Consider the following 18,209-nt stretch of genomic DNA (forward strand, 5'->3'; position numbering starts at 1 on the left):
TCTCGGTGGCTCGATCGGGATGGGTGTGAGCATGGACGGCCCGTCGATCTCCGGTTCGTTGACCGTCCCGGTCTCCGCCGGTCAGGTCAAGTTCGTCGGTGTCGCGGGCAAGGACATCAAGCGCAACGGCAAGTACGCGGTGCAGTACCAGGACACCCAGATCGAGATCCAGAACTGCGGCGGCTACGCCCAGGCCCGCGCCTACACCGTCGTCGAGATCGTCGGCAACGACTACTCCAAGACCACCCTGTACGGCCAGCCGTTCAGCATCGGCTGACGGTTCTCAATCCATATCCGAAGGGAATCATGAACTCCAGCAACACCGGCCTGCGTCGCGGGCTGCAGATCTCCGCCGTCGGCGCGGCCACCGCCGTCGCCCTCGGCTTCCTGTCCGCGGGCGCGGCGAACGCCGACACCGTCGTCCCGCTGCCCGGCGGCACCATCACCAAGACCCTCGCCGACGGCACCGTCGTCACCGTCACCATGACCGGCGAGTCCGCGAACATCTCCGGCTCGATGGGCGCGACCCCGCTGCACCGCAACGTTTGGGTCTCCGGCTCGGCGAAGGTCGAGATCTCCGGCGGCTCCGGCGCCGAGGGCGGCGACATCGAACCCGGCTACATCGTCGCCTGCCAGCTCACCCTCGGCGGCGAAAGTGGCGGAGGCGCAGGAATGCTGTCCGATTGGGAGGGCAACGGGGACATCGACGGCGACGCCACCTCCGGCACCGGCACCATCTCCATCGGACCCGGCGAGGCCGCGAGCTTCTCGATCCTCGACCTCGAATCCGCCGACGACTTCGGCGGCGAATCCCACTCCGGCGAGCACTCCTTCGAAGGCGCCTCCGGCAGCGTCACCTGGGCCGACTCCACCATGGGCGTCGAGGGCTGCGCCGGCTACGCCCAGGCCCGCTCCTACGTCAACGTCACCGTCGACACCGAGAACGTCAAGGGCACCGTCACCCTCTGGGGCCAGCCCTTCAGCATCGGCTGACAGCAGGCTCGACCGGCCCGGACGCCACCGACCCGAACCCGGAGCGGCCGCGGCCGGTCCCGGCGCCGTCGACGTCGTCGACCGAGGGGTTGAAATGGTCGTCGATCATGCCTCGCTCGGCCTGCTGGGCCCGGCGCAACGACGGCGACCGGTGGGCGTAGCGATCGAGGATCGCCCGCAAGACCGGCTGCTCGGAGACCAACTCGTTCCACGCGGTGTTCGGCGGGGCTCCGTCCTCGATCACCTGGTCGAGCTTCGCGGCGAGATGGGTGGTCCATCGATGCTCGAGCGCGAGCAGGACGCCTTCGGGTCCCCCGAACAACCGCTCCATGCCGGGCAGGTCGGCGAGCAGACCGGGGTCCGCCGGGTCCACCCGGGCCCGGTCGAGGACCGTCTGAAGAACGGCCCCACGTGCGTGAAAGTCATTCCAGGACACTGCACTCACCTCCGTGGTCTGTTGATACCGCTGACGCTACGGAGCGCTCGGGCGCGGTTCGACGTGCCACGGTCGCGATTTCGTCTCCTACCGTGGGCGGAGATCGTGACCGCTCGTGGCACGATGCCATCGACCGGATCTGCGCTTAGGCTGGCGGGGTGAAGGTGGTATCGGAGTACCTGCACCGCCGCATAGCGGTGCTGCCCTACGACTACCCGCCCGCGATCCCGATCGCGGGCGATATCTGCCTGATCGCAGCCGCCATCATCGCGGTCGCGCAGCGCGGAGCCCTCATCCCACCCGGATGGGCGCTGCTCGGCGGGCTGATCGCGATGAGCGCCTGCCTGTGGCTGACGCTCGGCCTGCCGCTGCCCCACCCCCGGCTGGTGCCCGTCACCCTCATCGCCACCACCTTTGTCGGAACGGCCCTGCTGCTACTGAATCCCGTGTCCAACGACATCGCGCCGTTCATTCTCGTCGTCGCCGTTGCCCAGGTCGCGGCGACGACCGGACCGAGGGTGAGCGTCCCGGTGGCCGTCGCGGCCGGCGCGATGGTCGCGGCCGCGGCCGCCTTCGGCGATCTCGAAGGCGTCCCGCAGTACCTCACCGGCGTCGGGCTCGGGTGGATGGTGGGATTCATGCTCCAGACTCAGCTGCGCCTGCTGCAACGGGAACGTGAAGCCGTGACCCGCCTCGCTGAGCAGGCCGCGAGCGACGAACGGCGCCGCATCGCCCGTGAGGTCCACGACGTCATCGCGCATTCGTTGAGCATCACCCTGCTACACCTGACCGGTGCCCGCCGGGCGCTCCAGGAGGATCGGGATGTCGACGAGGCGATCGACGCGCTCACCGACGCGGAGCGACTGGGCAGACAGGCAATGGCCGACATCCGGCAGACCGTCGGACTGCTCGACGCCGGGCCGGCCAGGGTCGCGCCCGAGCCCGATATCACCGACATCCCGGACCTCGTCGCAGACTTCGTCCGAGCAGGCGTCCACGTGAAGTACGACCTGTCCGGCAACCCGGAGGCCGTTTCCGCGGCAACCGGTCTCGGCCTGTATCGGATCACCCAGGAATCGCTGGCCAACGTCGTCAAACACGCGCCCGGCGAGACCGCGAAGGTCCGGCTCCGCGTCGCGGACGATGCGGTCGTCGTGTCGATCGTCAACGGCACCCACCGCGCGCCGCCACCCGAGCGCGGCATCGGCTCCGGCCTGAGGGGGATGCGGCAGCGCGCCGAACTCCTGGGCGGCTCGCTGGTCGCGGGCCCGGAGTCGCACGGGTGGTCGGTGCGCGCCGAGTTCCCGCTCGGGACCGAGCTCCGCAACTGCGCCCTCTCGCGCAGGATCCCCGGGCTCTCGTGACCGCGACCGACGTCAAGGTGCTTCTGGTCGACGACCAGGAGTTGGTCCGTTCGGGACTGCGTCGCATCCTGCGACGCAAGGACGGCTTCGTCATCGCCGGCGAGTGCGCCGACGGCGCCGAGGTGCCCGCCGCGGTGGCGCTCCACTCGCCCGACGTCGTGGTGATGGATCTGCGCATGAAGCGCGTCGACGGCATCGAGGCGACGCGACAGCTGCGAGCGACCGATAGCCCGCCGCCGGTGCTCGTGCTGACGACCTTCGACGACGACCAGTTGCTCTCCGGCGCGCTGCGCGCCGGAGCCGCCGGCTTCATCCTCAAGGATTCGCCCGCCGAGGAACTCATCCGCGCCATCCGCACCGTCGCCGAGGGCGGCGCATGCCTCGATCCGGCGGTCACCGAGCGGGTCCTCGCCACCTACCGCACCTCGCCGGCGATCGCAGGCAACGGCGCCTCGACCCTGGATGAGCTGACCGCGCGCGAGGTCGACGTGCTCACCCTGATCGGGCGTGGACACACCAACGCCGAGATCGGTCGCGAGCTGGGAATCTCCGGCGTGACCGTGAAGAGTCACGTCGGTCACATTTTTCTGAAGCTGGGCCTTCGCGACCGGGCCGCCGCGATCGTGTACGCCTTCGACAACGGCATCGTCAGCCCCGGCGGCTGAAACGAAAAAAACTCCGACCTCGAGTCGAACTCGAAGCCGGAGTTTCACAACCACTCGTGGTGGCCAGGGCCGGGATCGAACCGGCGACCTTCCGCTTTTCAGGCGGACGCTCGTACCAACTGAGCTACCTGGCCGGGCGGCACCCGAACCGAATGCCTATCGCACTGTGCCTGACGGCACTTTGCGACCCTGACGGGACTCGAACCCGCGACCTCCGCCGTGACAGGGCGGCGCGCTAACCAACTGCGCCACAGGGCCTTGCAAGAGTGTTGGTGTCAACAACACTCGATCTTACCGGTCGTACTGTACCCCCTACGGGATTCGAACCCGCGCTACCGCCTTGAAAGGGCGGCGTCCTAGGCCGCTAGACGAAGGGGGCCCGCCGAATCTCTCCGGCAATTCCCTCAACGGCTTTCCGTTGGGAGCTGGGATAGCTTATGACACAGTTTCTCGAAAACCCAAATCGCCTAGTCAGAGCCGGTTTCCGGCCCATTTTCGGGGGTCACGGCGCCCGCCTCCGCACGCAGGTCCAGCCAGCCGGTCCGCCGCCAGCCCTCGAGCCACTCCGGCGACGCCAGAGCCTCCAGGACGACCGCGAGCGCTTCCTCGAATCGTTCGCGCAGCGGCGTGCTGTCGGCGGTCAGGTCGAGCATGTAGCGCTGGCCCGCCAGCGCCGCGCCGAGGACGCGGGTGAACGTGCCTGGGTCGGCCCCTGGCCGGAGCAGGCCCTCCGCCTGTGCACGCCCCACGAGCTCGTACGCCGTCTGTCCCCACACCTGGGAACCGCCGGCCCGCACCTCGGCGTAGAACTCGGGCTCCACGATCAACCGGAACTCCGCCTGGACGATGACGTCGTTGGCGAACCGCTCCGCCAGTTCCATGATGATCGAGTGCAGTACCTGGAACGGGTCCGCGTCGACGGCCTTCCAACGATCATTCGTCTGCGTGTAGTGCTCGAGCGCAGAGGCGAGGACGGCCCGGGCCAGCTCTTCCTTCGACTCGAAATGGAAGTACATCGCCCCCTTGGTGGCGTGCGATCCCTCCAGAATCGTGTTCACCGACGCGGCGGCATAGCCCCGGCGGGCGAATTCCACCGCCGCGGCTTCGACAATCGCGGCGCGCGTCCTGCGCGCTCGTTCCTGTTGACGTGCCATATGAGCCAGTCGCCTCCGAAACCGTGCAGCTCTATCCCGTGCCCCGACAGGCCACCAGACGACCTCGTTGTCACCATAGCCCTAAATTGGACGAATTCGGGGCAACCTCGTGCGGATTCCACCTACCTGCGGGTAAGGTGTTCAGACTGCGGAACACACCGGGTGGTATGATTTCACCGGCTCGGGTGCGGCGCAGGGGGTGCGCACCCGAGCCGTTCGCGTTTTCGGCGAGTCTCGATACCCGCCGCTCACAGCCGGTCTCGACGCGTGAATTGCCCGTCACCCCGTGGGGATGGCGATGATCGCGGCCACCGCGGTGAGCTTCTTCATGATTTCGGTCAATGAATCACCTTGCATCGCAAGATGTGTCGCAAGGATCGACTCGATCGTGTCCCCTAGACCGTCGATCCGGATCTTCTCGTCGAGAGCATCGAGGGTGACGAGCGCGACGATGTCGCGGGCCCCTTCCCAGGCCTTCCCGTCATCATCACGCACCGGCGCGCGAACGAGTGCCGACGCGGCCGAGATCGGAGGGCCCTGTTGCCGGGGTCCCGTCCTCGCGGACGCGGCGAAGCCACTAGACTCCAGCAACGCGCCCCTATAGCTCAGTTGGTAGAGCTACGGACTTTTAATCCGCAGGTCGTAGGTTCGAGCCCTACTGGGGGCACCACCGACCCCGTCAGGCAATCGCCTGACGGGGTCGTCTCGGCTCGGGCGACAGTCGACGCACCGGCCGCGTCAATGGCCTTCTGCGCCGGATCGGAGCATGCTCACCGAATGGAACACATGGTCGATTCGCCTGTCCCGCTCTTCAGTCATCCCGAGACCACCACCCTGACGGGCTCGGCCCCGACACCGGGGTCCGCACCCACGCCACAGCAACCCCTGTTCAGTAGTCCCGCGTCGGGCAACGCCGGCCTGGACTGAGCGGCACCCGAAGCGGGTTCGAGGGTCGACACCCACCCACCGCGGGTCCAGAATGGGGACACCGGAAGCGAGTGACGTCACGCTCCGATCCTCCCGAGGCCGGTGAGCGTGGCGGCGCACATCAGGGAGGCTGCCATGAGCGATTCCGAACACGTCCGCGAGGTTCGCCGCGACATGATCGTCGTCGTGACCGGAGTCGCCCTCGTGCTCCTGAGCATGTGGGTGCCGGTCCAGGGCGACCGGCAGATCACCGGCTCGATCCTCATCCTCGGGTTGCTCGCCTACTCCGCCGGTCTGTGGGCGATGTCCACCGAATCGCGGTCGAGCCATTGGGGTCTCATCGCGCTGGGGCTCTTCCTGCTCGCCACACCGCTGGCGATGAACTTCCCCAACGGCACCACCACCGCGGCCACCGTCGCCGTGGTCGCCGGGGCGATCATCACGGTGGCGGGCGCACTGGGCCTGGCGGCCGGGCAGCAGGGCCGCCTGCCGCTCACCCGGGCCCGTCAGCGAGCCTGACGGCGCTTGGTCCGCGGCAACGTCAGCGTGAGGCCGATGGCGACCAGGAGCAGGGCACCGATGTAGCCCACCGTCGCCGTCCACCCACCCCACCCGTATGCGACCCCGGCACCGACGGCGGCCAGGCTCGAGCCGAGGTAGTAGGCGCACAGGTACAGCGACGACGCCTCGGCCCGGTGCGCGGTGGCGAGCGCGCCCACCCATCCACTGGCGACCGAGTGCGCGGCAAAGAAGCCGCCGGTGAACAGGAGCATGCCGACCAGTACCGAGGCGAGGTTGTCCGGCAACGTCGTCACCAGGCCGGCCGCGCTCACACACACTGCCGTCAACAGCACCCATCCCCTACCGAACCGGTCGCTCAGGCGCCCGGCCACCGCGGCCGTCACGGTCCCCGCGAGATAGAGCAGGAACACCGCGCCGACCGCCGACTCCGGCAGGCCGAACGGCTCGGCCAGCAGCCGGAAACCGAGGAAGTTGAAGGCGGAAACGAATCCGCCCATCAGGAGGAAGCCGAGCGCGAACAGCACCCTCAGGTCCGGATTACGCAGGTGCAACGCGAGATTGGCCGTGACCGTCCGCGGACTCACCTGCCGCGGGCGGAAGAAGTGCGAAGCGGGCATCGTCCGGGTCATCACCACCGCGAACACCAGCGCCGCCACCGCGGACGCCTCCATCGCCCAGCGCCAGGTACTCACGTCGAGCACGGCGGACGGGATCAGCCTGCCCACGAGTCCCCCGATGGTGGTGCCTGCGACGTACCGGCCCATCGCGGCACCCAGGTCCGCGCCGTGCACCTCCTCCGCGAGGTAGGCCATCGCGACGGCCGGTATCCCGGCCAGGGTGGCGCCCTGCACGACGCGCCCCACGAGCAGCCATTCGATCGTCGGGCTGAGGGGCAGGACCAACCCGACCGCGCAGGACAGCGCGGCCGAGCAGACCATCACCCTGGTCCGGCCGAACCGCTCGGAGAGCACGCTCGCCGGGATGACGGCCAGGGCGAGCACCCCGGTGGTCACCGAGACCGCGAGCGCGGCCGTCCCGGGCGGCACCGCGAAGCCGTCTGACAGCGCGGGCAGCAGTGCCTGCGCCGAGTACATGGAGATGAACGTGGTCAGCCCGGCCGCGAACAGGGCCAACGTGATCCGGGTGTAGCCGGGCGATCCGCGTCGGTGCGGCGCCGGGCGCCCCGCGCGGGTCATCGTCACAGTCATCATCGGCCTCCGGACTCCATCCTGGACGCCCCGCCCTTATCGACAAAATGTGAGTTTGCGGTGTTCTATATGCATGACAGGCATATAGAACCGCCGACCGATCGGGACCGACATGCTCTCCGCCGACCTCAAATGGTTCGTGGTCCTGGCCGAGGAGGGCCAGGTGACCGCCGCCGCCGACCTGCTGCGACTGTCGCAGCCGACACTCTCGCGCCGGTTGGCCCGGCTCGAGCGGCAGCTCGGCGTCGAGCTCTTCGACCGCCACGGACGCAGGCTCCGCCTCAATCACCACGGCAGGTTGATGTTCGAGCACGCCTCGCGCGCACTGACGGAACTCGCGACCGCCGAGGACCACATCGCGACCGTGACCAGCCCGACGAACGGAACGGTACGGCTGGACTTCCTGCATTCATTCGGCACCTGGCTGATCCCCGATCTCATCCGGGACTTCCGCGCCGCGGCCCCGCGGATCCGATTCGCGCTGCACCAGGATGCCGCCGGACTCCTCGGCGAACGCATCCGGTCCGGTCACGCCGATCTCGCCGTGGTCTCACCGCGGCCCGACAGCGTCGAGCTGCGCTGGTTGTTGCTCAGCCATCAGCGCCTCGCACTCGCCGTTCCCGCCGGGCACCGCCTGGCCGGCCGGGCCGACATCGACCTCCTGGAGGCGGCCGACGAACCCTTCATCGCCATGCATCCCGACTTCGGCATGCGGCGGCTCCTCGACGATGCCGCGACGCAGGCCGGGTTCACGCCGGACATCGTCTTCGAGAGCAGCGAACTCGCCACCGCGACGGGTCTGGTGTCCGCCGGCCTGGGGGTGGCACTGGTCCCGGTCCAGCAGGGCAGCCGTTGGCCCGAGGGGATCGTGATCGTCCCGATCCGCGGCGGACGAGCCGAGCGCGAGATAGGGATGATCTGGGCGCAGGACCGGCCGCTCAGTCCACCCGCGCGACGCTTCCGTGACTTCGTCGCCCAGCGGACCTGACGCGGGACTCAGCCCTGCTCGTCCGCGCCCGTCGCGGCCTCGGAGTCCGCCGCGACCGCCTCCTGGCGAGCCCTTTCCTCCTCGCGCAGTCTGGCCAGCTCAGCCCCGCGACGCCGGTAGGAGACACTGCGCGCGACGAACACCGCGAAGGCGAGTACGCCGATGATCGCCCCGACGAGAGACGCGCCCCGGAATCCGGGCGCGTCCACGTCGAGGATCCGCTCCCCCGCGTGCGCGGCGGTGTTCGTCCCGAACACGACCGTCAGGGTCAGCAGGTTCGGCAGCGCCGCAACGATTCCCAAGATCACTGCCGCCACCTGGATGACGCGGCTGTACTTCCTGCCCCGGACCCGCCAGGCCAGGAAGAACAACAGCAGCGGCACCGCCGTGCACAGCACCCCATACATCAGCCCCCAGGCGATGCCCCTGGTGAAGCTGCCCGACGACAACGCCCCGGCCTGCTGCGCCCACCAGCGCGGCAGGAAGGCAGCCAGGATGAAGTACGTGATCACTAGGACGACAACGAGAATCAACCCGGCGATCGCCTTCCTCGCCCAGCCGGGCAGGCCCTTCTTCCCGGCGGGTACACCAGCGGTCGCGTTCTCCTCGAGACGTCGCGTGTTGTCGCCCATGGCGTGAATCCTGCTCGCATCGCACGGGTTCCGCCAGCGATGGAAGGGCACCACGCCCACCGACGTCGAGATCGACGATCTGCGAAACGGATTCCCCGCGGGTCTCGTCGTGGCACTGCTCGCGTGCCTCGTCCCGCGTGAGAAGACCGCCGCGGCCGCCTAGGGCGTGTCTCCCAATCCCTCTCGGATGCACCTGGCGAGACAATCGTCGTCCGGCAAGGCGGAGGAGAAGCCGATACCGCTGTTGTATCGGCGCCGACGACAACGCTGCAGGGCGGCGATTGGACGACAGGGGCGCCGAAATGGGGATTGGGAGACATGCCCTAGACCGACGCGCCGGTGCGCGCGCCGAATCCATCCAACCAGTCGCCCCGGTCACTAATGTCGGAGGTACCCGGACACTCGAGAAAAGAGCGTCCACGAAGAGGCGGGCACTCATGGCATCACTTGACGACCTTTTGTCCCAGATCCCGATCAGCCAGATCGCCACCAAGCTCGGGGTCGACGAGAACACTGCGTCGGCGGCCGTCAAGGCGGCCATCCCGACCCTGGTCGGTGGCCTCGAGGCGAACGCTCAGGACCCCGCCGGCGCCGCGTCGCTGGAATCCGCGCTCGCCCAGCACTCCGATCCCGCCCTGCTCACCGGCGGCGTCGACATCGACCAGGTCGACGAGGCGGACGGCGAGAAGATCGTCAACAACGTGTTCGGTGACAACACCAACCAGGTCATCAGCGCGCTCGGCAACACGGGCGGCGCCGGCGGCGGCAGCAACCTCGTCGGCAAGCTGCTCCCGATCCTGGCCCCCATCGTGCTGGCCTACGTCGCCAAGCAGTTCTCCGGCGGCGGCGCGGCCGCTCCCGCGCAGGCCCAGGCCGGCGGCGGCGGCGGCATCGGCGACCTGCTGGGCGGGCTGCTCGGCGGCGGCGGGCAGTCCGCGGGCGGCCTCGGCAACGTCCTCGGCAGCCTCCTCGGCGGAGCGTCGGGTGGCGGAGCGGCCGGCGGCCTCGGCGACCTGCTCGGCGGACTGCTCGGCGGCGGACGCAAGTAGTTCGCACACACGCCCACTGAGATGGCGGCGTCCCGGATCGGGGCGCCGCCATTTCTCTCGCCCCGACCGTGGCCGCGACGAAATCTCCGGACGCCGGCTTGTAACGAAACGGCCGTCGGGGTCGATGACCCGGAGGGGATCGGCCTGTTATCGGCGGCGATATTCCCAGGCTGTGACCATTTCGAAACGATTCACAACGAGGTTACGGTCCCGTAGGCTACGTTGAGCCGATTTCGGACGACACTAGGGAGGGCATGCGTATGGCCAGGGATCTGACCCAACTCGAACTGCTTCAGGAGCTGGCGCAGGTTGCTGAGGAGAATGTCAACAGGCACATCTCCATGGCCAAGGAATGGCATCCCCACGACTACGTCCCGTGGGACGAGGGTCGCAACTTCGCCGCGATGGGTGGCGACGACTGGGACATCGAGCAGTCTCAGCTCGACGAAGTCGCGCGCGCGGCCATGATCACCAACCTGCTCACCGAGGACAACCTGCCGTCCTACCACCGCGAGATCGCCGAGAACTTCTCGATGGACCACGCCTGGGGCACGTGGGTCGGACGCTGGACCGCCGAGGAGAACCGGCACGGCATCGTGATGCGCGACTACCTCGTCGTGACCCGCGCCGTCGACCCCGTCGAGCTCGAGCGCTTCCGCATGGAGCACATGACCAACGGGTACTCCTCCCTGCCCGACGGCGGCGCCGCCGGGCTGCTGCACTCCGTCGCCTACGTGACCTTCCAGGAACTCGCGACCCGCGTGTCGCACCGCAATACGGGCAAGGCCTGCAACGAACCCATCGCCGACAAGATGCTGCAGCGCATCGCCGCGGACGAGAACCTGCACATGATCTTCTACCGCAACATCTGTGGTGCCGCGCTGGACCTGGCACCCGACCAGGCGCTGCGATCGATCAACGAGATCGTCCAGAACTTCCAGATGCCCGGTGCGGGCATGCCCAACTTCCGCCGCAACGGCGTGCTGATGGCCAAGCACGGCATCTACGACCTGCGCCAGCACCTCGAGGAGGTGGTGATGCCGGTGCTCCGCAAGTGGAACATCTTCGACCGCACCGACTTCACCGCCGAGGGCGAGAAGACCCGCGAGGATCTGGCCAAGTTCCTCGAGAACCTCGAGGCACAGGCCGTCAAGTTCGAGGAACAGCGTGACCGCATGCTGGCCCGCGAGGCCGCCAAGCGCGAGCAGCAGGCTTCCTGAGCGCAGCCAGCTATCCTGTGCCCGGTACCGAAACAGGTACCGGGCACAGCCCTTTCTACAGAGGTATCCGATGTCATCACCCGCTGGTCAGCACCTCCGAATCGGCTCGCTGGAGCTGCGTAGCCCCGTCGTGCTCGCCCCGATGGCGGGCATCACGAACGTGGCGTTCCGCACCCTGTGCCGCGAGCTCGAGCTCGAGCGGTCGGGCAGCACGTCGGGCCTGTACGTGTGCGAGATGGTCACCGCCCGCGCCCTGGTCGAGCGCCAGCCCGCGACCCTGCACATGACCACGTTCGGCCCGACCGAGACCCCGCGCTCGCTGCAGCTGTACACGGTCGACCCCGACACCACCTACGCCGCGGCCAAGATGATCGTGGACGAGAACATGGCCGACCACATCGACATGAACTTCGGCTGCCCGGTGCCCAAGGTCACCAGCAAGGGCGGCGGCGCCGCACTGCCGTACAAGCGCACCCTCTTCGGCAGGATCGTCGCGGCCGCGGTCAAGGCCACCGAGGGCACCGACATCCCGGTGACCGTCAAGTTCCGCGTCGGCATCGACGACGAACACCACACGCACCTCGACGCCGGACGAATCGCCGCAGGCGAGGGCGCCGCGGCGGTCGCGCTGCACGCACGCACCGCCGCCCAGCGCTACTCGGGCACCGCGGACTGGAACGAGATCGCCCGGCTCAAGGAGCACGTGACCGACGTCCCAGTGCTCGGCAACGGCGACATCTTCGCCGCGGAGGACGCCGTCCGGATGATGGCGGAGACGGGCTGCGACGGCGTCGTCGTCGGGCGCGGCTGCCTCGGCAGGCCCTGGCTGTTCGCCGAGCTGAGCGCCGCGCTGGCGGGCACCCCGGAGCCGACACCGCCTACCCTCGGCGAGGTCGCCGCCATCATCCGGCGGCACGCCGAGCTCCTGGCGGACCACCACGGCGAGGACAAGGGCCTGCGGGAGCTGCGCAAACACGTCGCCTGGTACCTCCGCGGCTTCCCCGCCGGGTCGGAGATGCGCGTGGCGATGGCGATGGTGTCCACCCTCACCGAGCTCGACGACCTGCTCGCCCAGCTCGACCCGACGGTGCCGTTTCCCAAGGACGCGGAGGGCCCGCGCGGGCGGCAGGGGTCGCCCGGCAAGGTCTCCCTACCCGAGGGCTGGCTCGACGATCCGGAGGACTGCCTCGTGCCCGCGGGCGCCGATCTCATGCACTCGGGCGGCTGACCAGCGCACTCCGCTCGCCGTGCAGGCTCCGCTCCTGCCACGGTCGAGCTCGACTGGAACCAGCGGTCCCGATCAGTATCATGTTGGGACCGTCCGGGTGGCGGAGATTGCGGACGTGAGAGGCAGGGTTGAAGTAGGTGGGCGACGATCAGACTCCAGGCCCCGTGCCTGAAGGTCGCGCTCCCTGGGAACGACCACTCTCACACCTGAGCCGGCCCCAGTACCGGCCCGAATCGCAGCATCCCACCGGCCCCGACCACCCGATGCCCGGTCCGCCCGATCCACAGCGAGCGGACAGCGGCCGGATCGGCTCGACCGGACGTCGACGCGGCGAACCCGGCGAACCCACCGAGCGACTCTCCGTCGCCGATCTGGTGAACCGCGTCAGCCCGCCGCCGCCCGGCGACAGCGGCCGGATGAAAACTCCCGCGATGTCGCCGCTGCCGCCTGCCCGCCCCCGGCAGGATCCGGTCCCCGACCCGCCGGCCCCGCCCACCACCGGATGGCTGCACCGGGCGGCCCCCGAACACGTCGGCCCCGCCGCGGGTGAACCAGTCCGGGTCGGCGCGCCCGGCGAGACCCGGCTCGCCGCGAGCAAGAGCCGCAAGCAGAAACGATGGCGGGTCCTCGGCCGCAGCGCCGTTGCGGTCGCCGCGGCCGCCGCCGTCGGGATCACCGGCGTCGCGTGGGGCTACCAGCGCTCGACCGACAACGGCTTCAACCAGGTGGCCGCGCTCGACCTCGACAGCACCGACGTCGTCGACCCTGGCGGTCAGACCGGCGACGAGACCTACCTGATCGTCGGCACCGACACCAGGGCTGGCGCGAATGGCGGCATGGGCGCCGGTTCGATCGCCGATGCCGAGGGCGCCCGCGCCGACACGGTGATCCTGGTCAACATCCCGGCGGACCGCAGCCGGGTCGTCGCGGTGTCGTTCCCCCGCGACCTGGACATCGCCCGGCCCGCCTGTCAGGACTGGGACAACGACAAGGGTCAGTACTCGACCGAGATGAACCCGGCCGCGGACAACGACAAGCTCAACTCCGCCTACGCGTACGGCGGGCCCAAGTGCCTGGTCAAGGTGATCCAGAAGATGTCCGGCCTCAAGATCGGCCACTTCGTGGGGATGGACTTCTCCGGCTTCGAGTCGATGGTCAACCAGGTCGGCGGGGTGCAGATCTGCACCACCACGCCCCTGATCGACGGGGAACTCGGGACCGTCCTGCCGAACGCGGGCAAGCAGACCATCGACGGCGCCACCGCGCTGAACTACGTGCGGGCGCGCAAGGTCGAGGCGGAGGGCAACGGCGACTACGGCCGGATCAAGCGCCAACAGATGTTCCTCTCGTCTCTGCTGCGAGGCGCGCTGTCGAACAAGGTGCTGTTCGACCCGGGCAAGCTCAACGGCTTCATCAACGCCTTCACCCGGGACACGTTCGTCCAGAACATCGACACCAAGTCCCTGGTCATGCTGGGCCGGTCGCTGCAGAACGTGGACGCGGGCGCGGTCACCTTCCTCACCGTGCCCACCGCGGGCACCAATGAACTCGGCAACGAGATCCCGCGCCTCGACGACATCGACGCCATCTTCCAGGCGATCATCGACGACGAGCCCCTGCCCGGCGAGGAGCGCAAGGAAGCGCCCCCCTCGTCGACTCAGCAGGCCCCGAAACCCGCCGCACCCGCGGCGCCACAGCTCGAGGCGGTCAGCCCGCTGGCGGTCTCGCTACAGGTATCCAACGGATCCGGGGTGACCGGACTCGCCGCGACCGCCGCCGAGGACCTGGGCGCGTACGGATTCCAGATCTACAGCGTCGGGAACTACACCGGGACCAGCACGAACACCCTGGTCCGCTACTCACCGGGGCTCGAGGCGGAGGCCGCGACCGTGGCGTCCTCGCTGCCCGGCGCGGTGCTGCAGGAGTCCTCCGACCTCGGTGGCATCGTCGAGGTGGTGCTCGGATCGAGCTTCTCCGGAACGGTCTCCCAGCCCGAATCGGTCGGCTCCGCACTCACCCCGACGATGGCCCCGAAGGCCAGCTCGCCGAGCGACACCGGCGCCGACGCCCTCCCCGCCGATCTGGCGTTCACCAATGCGGCAGACGATTCCTGCTCCTAGGCGCTTTTGCCCTCCTGACGTGCACTGTCATTCATGCCGCGTTAACCCAACGACCGTGACTTGGTATCCCAGACGCCGTAGGCTGTGAACTCATGCGCGTGGCTTACAACGAACAGATGACCGAGCTCGCCGACATGCTCGGCGAGATGGCGGGCCTGGCGGGCGCGGCCATGGAGCGGGCGACACAGTCGCTGCTCCAGGCCGACCTGTCGCTCGCCGAACAGGTCATCAGCGATCACGACCAGATCACCGAGCTCAGCGTCACCTGCGAGGAGCGGGCGTTCGCCCTGTTGGCCCTGCAGGCGCCGGTCGCGGGCGATCTCCGGTCGGTGGTCAGCGGAATCCAGATCGTCTCGGACATCGACCGGATGGGCGCGCTGGCGCTGCACGTCGCCAAGATCGCCCGCCGTCGACATCCGAACCACGTGCTGCCCGAGGAGGTCAACGGCTATTTCGCCGAGATGGGCCGGATCGCGGTGGCGCTCGGCGCGGGTGCGCGTGAAGTCCTCGAGACCCGCGACCCCGAGCGGGCCGCGAAGCTCCGCGAGGAGGACGACGCCATGGACGACCTCCACCGCCACCTGTTCAGTGTCCTGATGGACCGGGAGTGGAAGCACGGCGTGGCCGCGGCCGTCGACGTGACGCTGCTGGGCCGCTTCTACGAGCGCTTCGCCGATCACGCGGTCGAGGTCGCCAGGCGGGTCATCTTCCTCGTCACCGGCAAGATGCCGGTCGACCCAGACGAGACCACCTCACTGGAATCCTGACCTACCACCAACGCCCCGACCGGAGTCCCGGTCGGGGCGTTTTCACGACGACGTGCCCGTAGCTCGACGGCCCACCTCGGCGACTACCGGGCATGATCGATCAGTGACCTTCTCCGAGACCTACCGGCGTTCGGCGGGTGTGTTCGCCGCGGCCTGCGGCCTGCTGGGCGCGGCAGCGCTGCTGGCCTCGCTCGTCACGGTGGAGATCCGATTCGTCGTCCTGTTGGCCGGCTGGACCCCGGTCGCCATCGGCACGGCGCTCCTCGGCGCGGTGGTCGCCGCGATCGCCCGGCAGTGGGCGGCCCAGTGCCTGTGCCTGGTGGTGTGCGCACTCGGGGCGTGGCTGCTCGGACCGCTCTTTGTCGCGGGCACGGGTGCCACCTCGCCGCACGCGGACGGTCCGACACTGCGGGTCCTGCAGGCCAACGCCAAACTCGGACAGGCCGATCCGAACCTGTTGACGGACCTGGTGCGTGACCGTGACGTGGACGTCCTCACCGTGCAGGAACTGACCGACGAGGCCATCGACGGGCTGGGCGCCGCCGGGCTCGACGACCTGCTGCCCCACCGGTTCGCGATCTCGTACGGGCCGAACGGCCTCGGTGGCGGAATCTACAGCCGCTTCCCGCTGTCGAACACCCGGGTCCTCGACGGGTACCTGTCCGCCAATCTGGCCGCGGATCTGGACATCGGGCTGCGAGAACCCGTGGCGCTGTTCGCGGTTCACCCCGCGCCCGCGTACCTGTTCCCCGCGACGATGTGGGCAGGCGAGCTGCGCGGCCTCGGCGCCGAGTTCGCGAACGCCGCCGAACGCGACAACGTCATCGCCAGTGGAGACTTCAACGCGAGCTACTCCCAACGCCAGTACCGTGCCCTGCTCACCGCCGGCTACGCCGACGCCGCAGACCAGGTGGGAGCCGGGCTGGTCCCGACGATGCCGGCCCACCGGTGGTATCCGGCGGTCGTGGGGATCGACCGCGTCATCACGAAGGGCGCGGCCGCGACCGGCCTCGAACGCGTCGCCATCGCCGGCTCCGACCATTACGGAGTGATCGCCGACATCCGGCTGGTGGACGCGGCTGCCCGGTGATGCAACCGCCGAGCACGCGCGAACGGGCTGTTTCCGGAGCGTCGCCCGAGAGCGTCGCCCGAAAACAGCCCGTTCGCCTGCCGTCTATCCGAAGCGGCCCGAGATGTAGTCCTCGGTGGCCTTCTGGGTCGGGTTCGAGAAGATCTTCTCGGTGTCGTCGATCTCGACGAGCCGACCCGGCTTGCCGGTGGCCTCGAGGTTGAAGAACGCGGTCTGATCGCTCACCCGGGCGGCCTGCTGCATGTTGTGCGTGACGATCACGATGGTGAAGTCCTTCTTCAGCTCCGTGATCAGGTCCTCGATCGCCAGCGTGGAGATCGGGTCGAGCGCCGAACACGGCTCGTCCATCAGCAGCACGTCGGGCGAGACCGCGATCGCACGGGCGATGCACAGGCGCTGCTGCTGGCCACCGGAGAGCCCGCCGCCGGGCTTGTCGAGGCGGTCCTTCACCTCGTTCCACAGGTTGGCGCCGCGCAACGACCGCTCGGCGACCTCGTCGAGCTGCTTCTTGTTGCGCACGCCCTGCAGCTTCAGCCCGGCCACCACATTGTCGCGAATCGACATGGTGGGGAACGGGTTCGGGCGCTGGAACACCATGCCGATGGTGCGGCGGACGCCGACCGGATCGACCTGCGAACCGTAGATGTCCTCGCCGTCGAGCAGGATGGCGCCCTCGACACGGGCACCGGGGGTGACCTCGTGCATGCGGTTGAGCGAACGCAGCACCGTCGACTTGCCGCAACCGGAGGGGCCGATGAAGGCGGTCACGTTGCGCGGGGGCACGGACAGACCGACATCCGCGACGGCATGGAACTTGCCGTAGTAGATGTTGACGTCCTTGAGATCAAGACGCTTGGCCATGGTGGCTCCCTCGGTGTTGTGTGAGCGTTGTACTGAGATTCGGTCGCTGCGCAGGCTTCGCTCCTGCCCTCATCGTGGTCACTTGCTCCGGACCCGGGAGAGGTGACCGATCGCCTTGGCCGCGATGTTCAGCACCGCGATGAGCAGGATCAGCGTGAGCGCCGCGCCCCAGATGCGACTGGCGCCCGCGTCGGTCGGATTGTTCATCTCGGCGACCATGACGCCGGGCAGCGACCCCATCTCGCCGTTGAACATGTCGAAATTGATGAAGGGGGCGTAGCCGACCAGGATCAGCAGCGGCGCGGTCTCACCGAGCACGCGGGCCAGGGCGAGCATGACGCCGGTGATGATGCCGGGCAGCGCGGTCGGGACGACGATCCGCATGATCGTCTTCCACTTCGGCACGCCGAGCGCGTAGGAGGCCTCACGCAGGTCCTGCGGCACGATGCGGAGCATCTCCTCGGTGCTGCGGACAATCACGGGGACCATCAGCAGGACCAGGGCGAGCGACACCGCGAACGCGGACTTGGGGAAGCCGAAGGTCGCGATCCAGAGGGCGTAGATGAACAGCGCGGCCACGATGGACGGGACACCGCTGAGGATGTCGACCATGAACGTGGTGAGCCGGCCCAGCTTGGACGTGCCCGCGTACTCCACCAGGTAGATGGCGACGAACAGTCCGAGCGGGATCGACAGCGCCGCGCACACCAGTCCCTGGATCAGGGTTCCGACCAGCGCGTGGTAGACGCCACCCCCGGTGGCGGAGGCGGACAGGCCGCTGAACGAGTTGGTGAACCAGGTCGCGCTGGTCAGGGCGGGCAGCCCGCGCGCGATCACGGTGTAGAGCACCCACACCAGCGGCACCAGCGCGACGACCACCGCGAGGGTCACGAGCGTCGCCGCCGTCAGGTCCGCGAAGCGTCGGCGCCCGCTGACCCCCTGGAAGGTCGGCTTCTTGACCGGGCGATCGAGGGTCACAGTCATG

The 18,209-nt window shown here is 68.8% G+C and carries 19 protein-coding genes and 4 tRNA genes; 13 read left to right on the top strand and 10 right to left on the bottom strand.

Translation table 11 applies throughout. From position 1 onward, the window contains the following. On the top strand, nt 1-277 hold a 277-nt coding region (locus tag ACFQS9_RS07770; RefSeq protein ID WP_378403238.1), incomplete at its 5' end, for an MspA family porin. Between the two features lie 29 nt (nt 278-306). After that, on the top strand, nt 307-993 hold the full coding sequence (locus ACFQS9_RS07775) for an MspA family porin (protein WP_378403240.1): 687 nt from the start codon (nt 307-309) through the stop codon (nt 991-993). On the opposite strand, the gene ACFQS9_RS07780 is transcribed toward ACFQS9_RS07775, so the two are convergent. Continuing rightward, a complete protein-coding gene (locus ACFQS9_RS07780) occupies nt 980-1,429 on the bottom strand; it encodes a hypothetical protein (protein ID WP_378403242.1) in 450 nt (149 codons plus the stop codon). The two genes, ACFQS9_RS07775 and ACFQS9_RS07780, sit on opposite strands and share 14 nt — an antisense overlap. A 158-nt stretch (nt 1,430-1,587) precedes the next feature. On the opposite strand from ACFQS9_RS07780, the gene ACFQS9_RS07785 reads away from it, so the two are divergent. Together ACFQS9_RS07785 and ACFQS9_RS07790 are read left to right on the top strand one after the other, a co-directional pair. Continuing rightward, nucleotides 1,588-2,793 (top strand): sensor histidine kinase, encoded by a 1,206-nt coding sequence (locus ACFQS9_RS07785; RefSeq protein WP_378403244.1) that lies wholly within the window; start codon nt 1,588-1,590, stop codon nt 2,791-2,793. A 17-nt stretch (nt 2,794-2,810) separates the two neighbouring features. Further along, nucleotides 2,811-3,458 carry a response regulator transcription factor gene (locus tag ACFQS9_RS07790; protein ID WP_378403669.1) on the top strand — a complete coding sequence of 216 codons (648 nt, stop codon included), beginning with the start codon at nt 2,811-2,813 and terminating at the stop codon, nt 3,456-3,458. A 57-nt stretch (nt 3,459-3,515) separates the two neighbouring features. On the opposite strand, the gene ACFQS9_RS07795 is transcribed toward ACFQS9_RS07790, so the two are convergent. The 5 genes from ACFQS9_RS07795 to ACFQS9_RS07815 form a co-directional block, all read right to left on the bottom strand. Then, a tRNA-Phe gene (locus tag ACFQS9_RS07795) sits at nt 3,516-3,592 on the bottom strand. A gap of 50 nt (nt 3,593-3,642) precedes the next feature. Beyond that, nucleotides 3,643-3,716, bottom strand: a tRNA-Asp gene (locus ACFQS9_RS07800). A 48-nt stretch (nt 3,717-3,764) separates the two neighbouring features. Then, a tRNA-Glu gene (locus ACFQS9_RS07805) sits at nt 3,765-3,837 on the bottom strand. An 88-nt stretch (nt 3,838-3,925) separates the two neighbouring features. Next, nucleotides 3,926-4,612: a ScbR family autoregulator-binding transcription factor gene (locus ACFQS9_RS07810; RefSeq protein WP_378403246.1), complete on the bottom strand. Its 687-nt coding sequence runs from the start codon at nt 4,610-4,612 to the stop codon at nt 3,926-3,928. Nucleotides 4,613-4,891: 279 nt separating this feature from the next. Next, complete coding sequence (locus ACFQS9_RS07815) at nt 4,892-5,107, bottom strand: hypothetical protein (protein WP_378403248.1); 216 nt, start codon at nt 5,105-5,107, stop codon at nt 4,892-4,894. Nucleotides 5,108-5,206: 99 nt separating this feature from the next. Here ACFQS9_RS07815 and ACFQS9_RS07820 point away from each other — a divergent pair. Then, nucleotides 5,207-5,282: transfer RNA gene (locus ACFQS9_RS07820), tRNA-Lys, on the top strand. A gap of 392 nt (nt 5,283-5,674) precedes the next feature. Then, nucleotides 5,675-6,058, top strand: coding sequence for an SPW repeat domain-containing protein (locus ACFQS9_RS07825; protein WP_378403250.1), 384 nt, complete (start codon nt 5,675-5,677; stop codon nt 6,056-6,058). On the opposite strand, the gene ACFQS9_RS07830 is transcribed toward ACFQS9_RS07825, so the two are convergent. Continuing rightward, on the bottom strand, nt 6,046-7,269 hold the full coding sequence (locus ACFQS9_RS07830) for an MFS transporter (protein WP_378403671.1): 1,224 nt from the start codon (nt 7,267-7,269) through the stop codon (nt 6,046-6,048). The genes ACFQS9_RS07825 and ACFQS9_RS07830 overlap by 13 nt on opposite strands. A 112-nt stretch (nt 7,270-7,381) precedes the next feature. Here ACFQS9_RS07830 and ACFQS9_RS07835 point away from each other — a divergent pair, with 112 nt between their 5' ends. Next, nucleotides 7,382-8,257 (top strand): LysR family transcriptional regulator, encoded by an 876-nt coding sequence (locus tag ACFQS9_RS07835; protein ID WP_378403252.1) that lies wholly within the window; start codon nt 7,382-7,384, stop codon nt 8,255-8,257. A gap of 8 nt (nt 8,258-8,265) precedes the next feature. Here ACFQS9_RS07835 and ACFQS9_RS07840 read toward each other — a convergent pair whose 3' ends face one another. Next, the gene (locus tag ACFQS9_RS07840; RefSeq protein WP_378403254.1) at nt 8,266-8,889 is read right to left on the bottom strand and encodes a hypothetical protein; all 624 of its coding nucleotides are present in this window, start codon (nt 8,887-8,889) and stop codon (nt 8,266-8,268) included. A gap of 437 nt (nt 8,890-9,326) precedes the next feature. On the opposite strand from ACFQS9_RS07840, the gene ACFQS9_RS07845 reads away from it, so the two are divergent. From ACFQS9_RS07845 to ACFQS9_RS07870, 6 genes are all read left to right on the top strand, one after another. Further along, nucleotides 9,327-9,938, top strand: a complete 612-nt coding sequence (locus ACFQS9_RS07845; protein ID WP_378403256.1) for a DUF937 domain-containing protein — start codon at nt 9,327-9,329, stop codon at nt 9,936-9,938. Nucleotides 9,939-10,198: 260 nt separating this feature from the next. Further along, entirely contained in the window at nt 10,199-11,158 is a 960-nt protein-coding gene (locus ACFQS9_RS07850) for an acyl-ACP desaturase (protein ID WP_378403257.1), read from the top strand. A 70-nt stretch (nt 11,159-11,228) separates the two neighbouring features. Beyond that, nucleotides 11,229-12,386, top strand: coding sequence for a tRNA dihydrouridine synthase DusB (gene dusB / locus ACFQS9_RS07855; protein WP_378403259.1), 1,158 nt, complete (start codon nt 11,229-11,231; stop codon nt 12,384-12,386). 263 nt (nt 12,387-12,649) lie between these two features. Beyond that, a complete protein-coding gene (locus ACFQS9_RS07860; RefSeq protein ID WP_417715322.1) occupies nt 12,650-14,506 on the top strand; it encodes an LCP family protein in 1,857 nt (618 codons plus the stop codon). A gap of 92 nt (nt 14,507-14,598) precedes the next feature. Further along, on the top strand, nt 14,599-15,273 hold the full coding sequence (gene phoU / locus ACFQS9_RS07865) for a phosphate signaling complex protein PhoU (RefSeq protein WP_378403263.1): 675 nt from the start codon (nt 14,599-14,601) through the stop codon (nt 15,271-15,273). Between the two features lie 103 nt (nt 15,274-15,376). After that, the gene (locus ACFQS9_RS07870) at nt 15,377-16,363 is read left to right on the top strand and encodes an endonuclease/exonuclease/phosphatase family protein (RefSeq protein WP_378403265.1); all 987 of its coding nucleotides are present in this window, start codon (nt 15,377-15,379) and stop codon (nt 16,361-16,363) included. Between the two features lie 84 nt (nt 16,364-16,447). Here the strand turns inward: ACFQS9_RS07870 and pstB are convergent, their stop codons facing one another. Continuing rightward, nucleotides 16,448-17,224 (bottom strand): phosphate ABC transporter ATP-binding protein PstB, encoded by a 777-nt coding sequence (pstB, locus tag ACFQS9_RS07875; protein ID WP_378403267.1) that lies wholly within the window; start codon nt 17,222-17,224, stop codon nt 16,448-16,450. A 78-nt stretch (nt 17,225-17,302) separates the two neighbouring features. Further along, on the bottom strand, nt 17,303-18,208 hold the full coding sequence (gene pstA / locus ACFQS9_RS07880; protein WP_378403269.1) for a phosphate ABC transporter permease PstA: 906 nt from the start codon (nt 18,206-18,208) through the stop codon (nt 17,303-17,305). Between the last annotated feature and the right edge of the window lies 1 nt (nt 18,209).

Origin of the sequence: Rhodococcus daqingensis (genome assembly GCF_042665615.1) — a bacterium.
GTDB lineage: Bacteria > Actinomycetota > Actinomycetes > Mycobacteriales > Mycobacteriaceae > Rhodococcus_G > Rhodococcus_G daqingensis.

Excerpts from the sequence above, each read along its gene's own strand:
- ACFQS9_RS07775 (WP_378403240.1), top strand. The coding sequence starts at position 307 with ATGAACTCCAGCAACACCGGCCTGCGTCGCGGGCTGCAGATCTCCGCC.
- ACFQS9_RS07810 (WP_378403246.1), bottom strand. The coding sequence starts at position 4,612 with ATGGCACGTCAACAGGAACGAGCGCGCAGGACGCGCGCCGCGATTGTC.
- ACFQS9_RS07825 (WP_378403250.1), top strand. The coding sequence starts at position 5,675 with ATGAGCGATTCCGAACACGTCCGCGAGGTTCGCCGCGACATGATCGTC.
- ACFQS9_RS07830 (WP_378403671.1), bottom strand. The coding sequence starts at position 7,269 with ATGACTGTGACGATGACCCGCGCGGGGCGCCCGGCGCCGCACCGACGC.
- ACFQS9_RS07835 (WP_378403252.1), top strand. The coding sequence starts at position 7,382 with ATGCTCTCCGCCGACCTCAAATGGTTCGTGGTCCTGGCCGAGGAGGGC.
- ACFQS9_RS07840 (WP_378403254.1), bottom strand. The coding sequence starts at position 8,889 with ATGGGCGACAACACGCGACGTCTCGAGGAGAACGCGACCGCTGGTGTA.
- ACFQS9_RS07845 (WP_378403256.1), top strand. The coding sequence starts at position 9,327 with ATGGCATCACTTGACGACCTTTTGTCCCAGATCCCGATCAGCCAGATC.
- ACFQS9_RS07850 (WP_378403257.1), top strand. The coding sequence starts at position 10,199 with ATGGCCAGGGATCTGACCCAACTCGAACTGCTTCAGGAGCTGGCGCAG.
- dusB (WP_378403259.1), top strand. The coding sequence starts at position 11,229 with ATGTCATCACCCGCTGGTCAGCACCTCCGAATCGGCTCGCTGGAGCTG.
- ACFQS9_RS07860 (WP_417715322.1), top strand. The coding sequence starts at position 12,650 with ATGCCCGGTCCGCCCGATCCACAGCGAGCGGACAGCGGCCGGATCGGC.
- phoU (WP_378403263.1), top strand. The coding sequence starts at position 14,599 with ATGCGCGTGGCTTACAACGAACAGATGACCGAGCTCGCCGACATGCTC.
- pstB (WP_378403267.1), bottom strand. The coding sequence starts at position 17,224 with ATGGCCAAGCGTCTTGATCTCAAGGACGTCAACATCTACTACGGCAAG.
- pstA (WP_378403269.1), bottom strand. The coding sequence starts at position 18,208 with ATGACTGTGACCCTCGATCGCCCGGTCAAGAAGCCGACCTTCCAGGGG.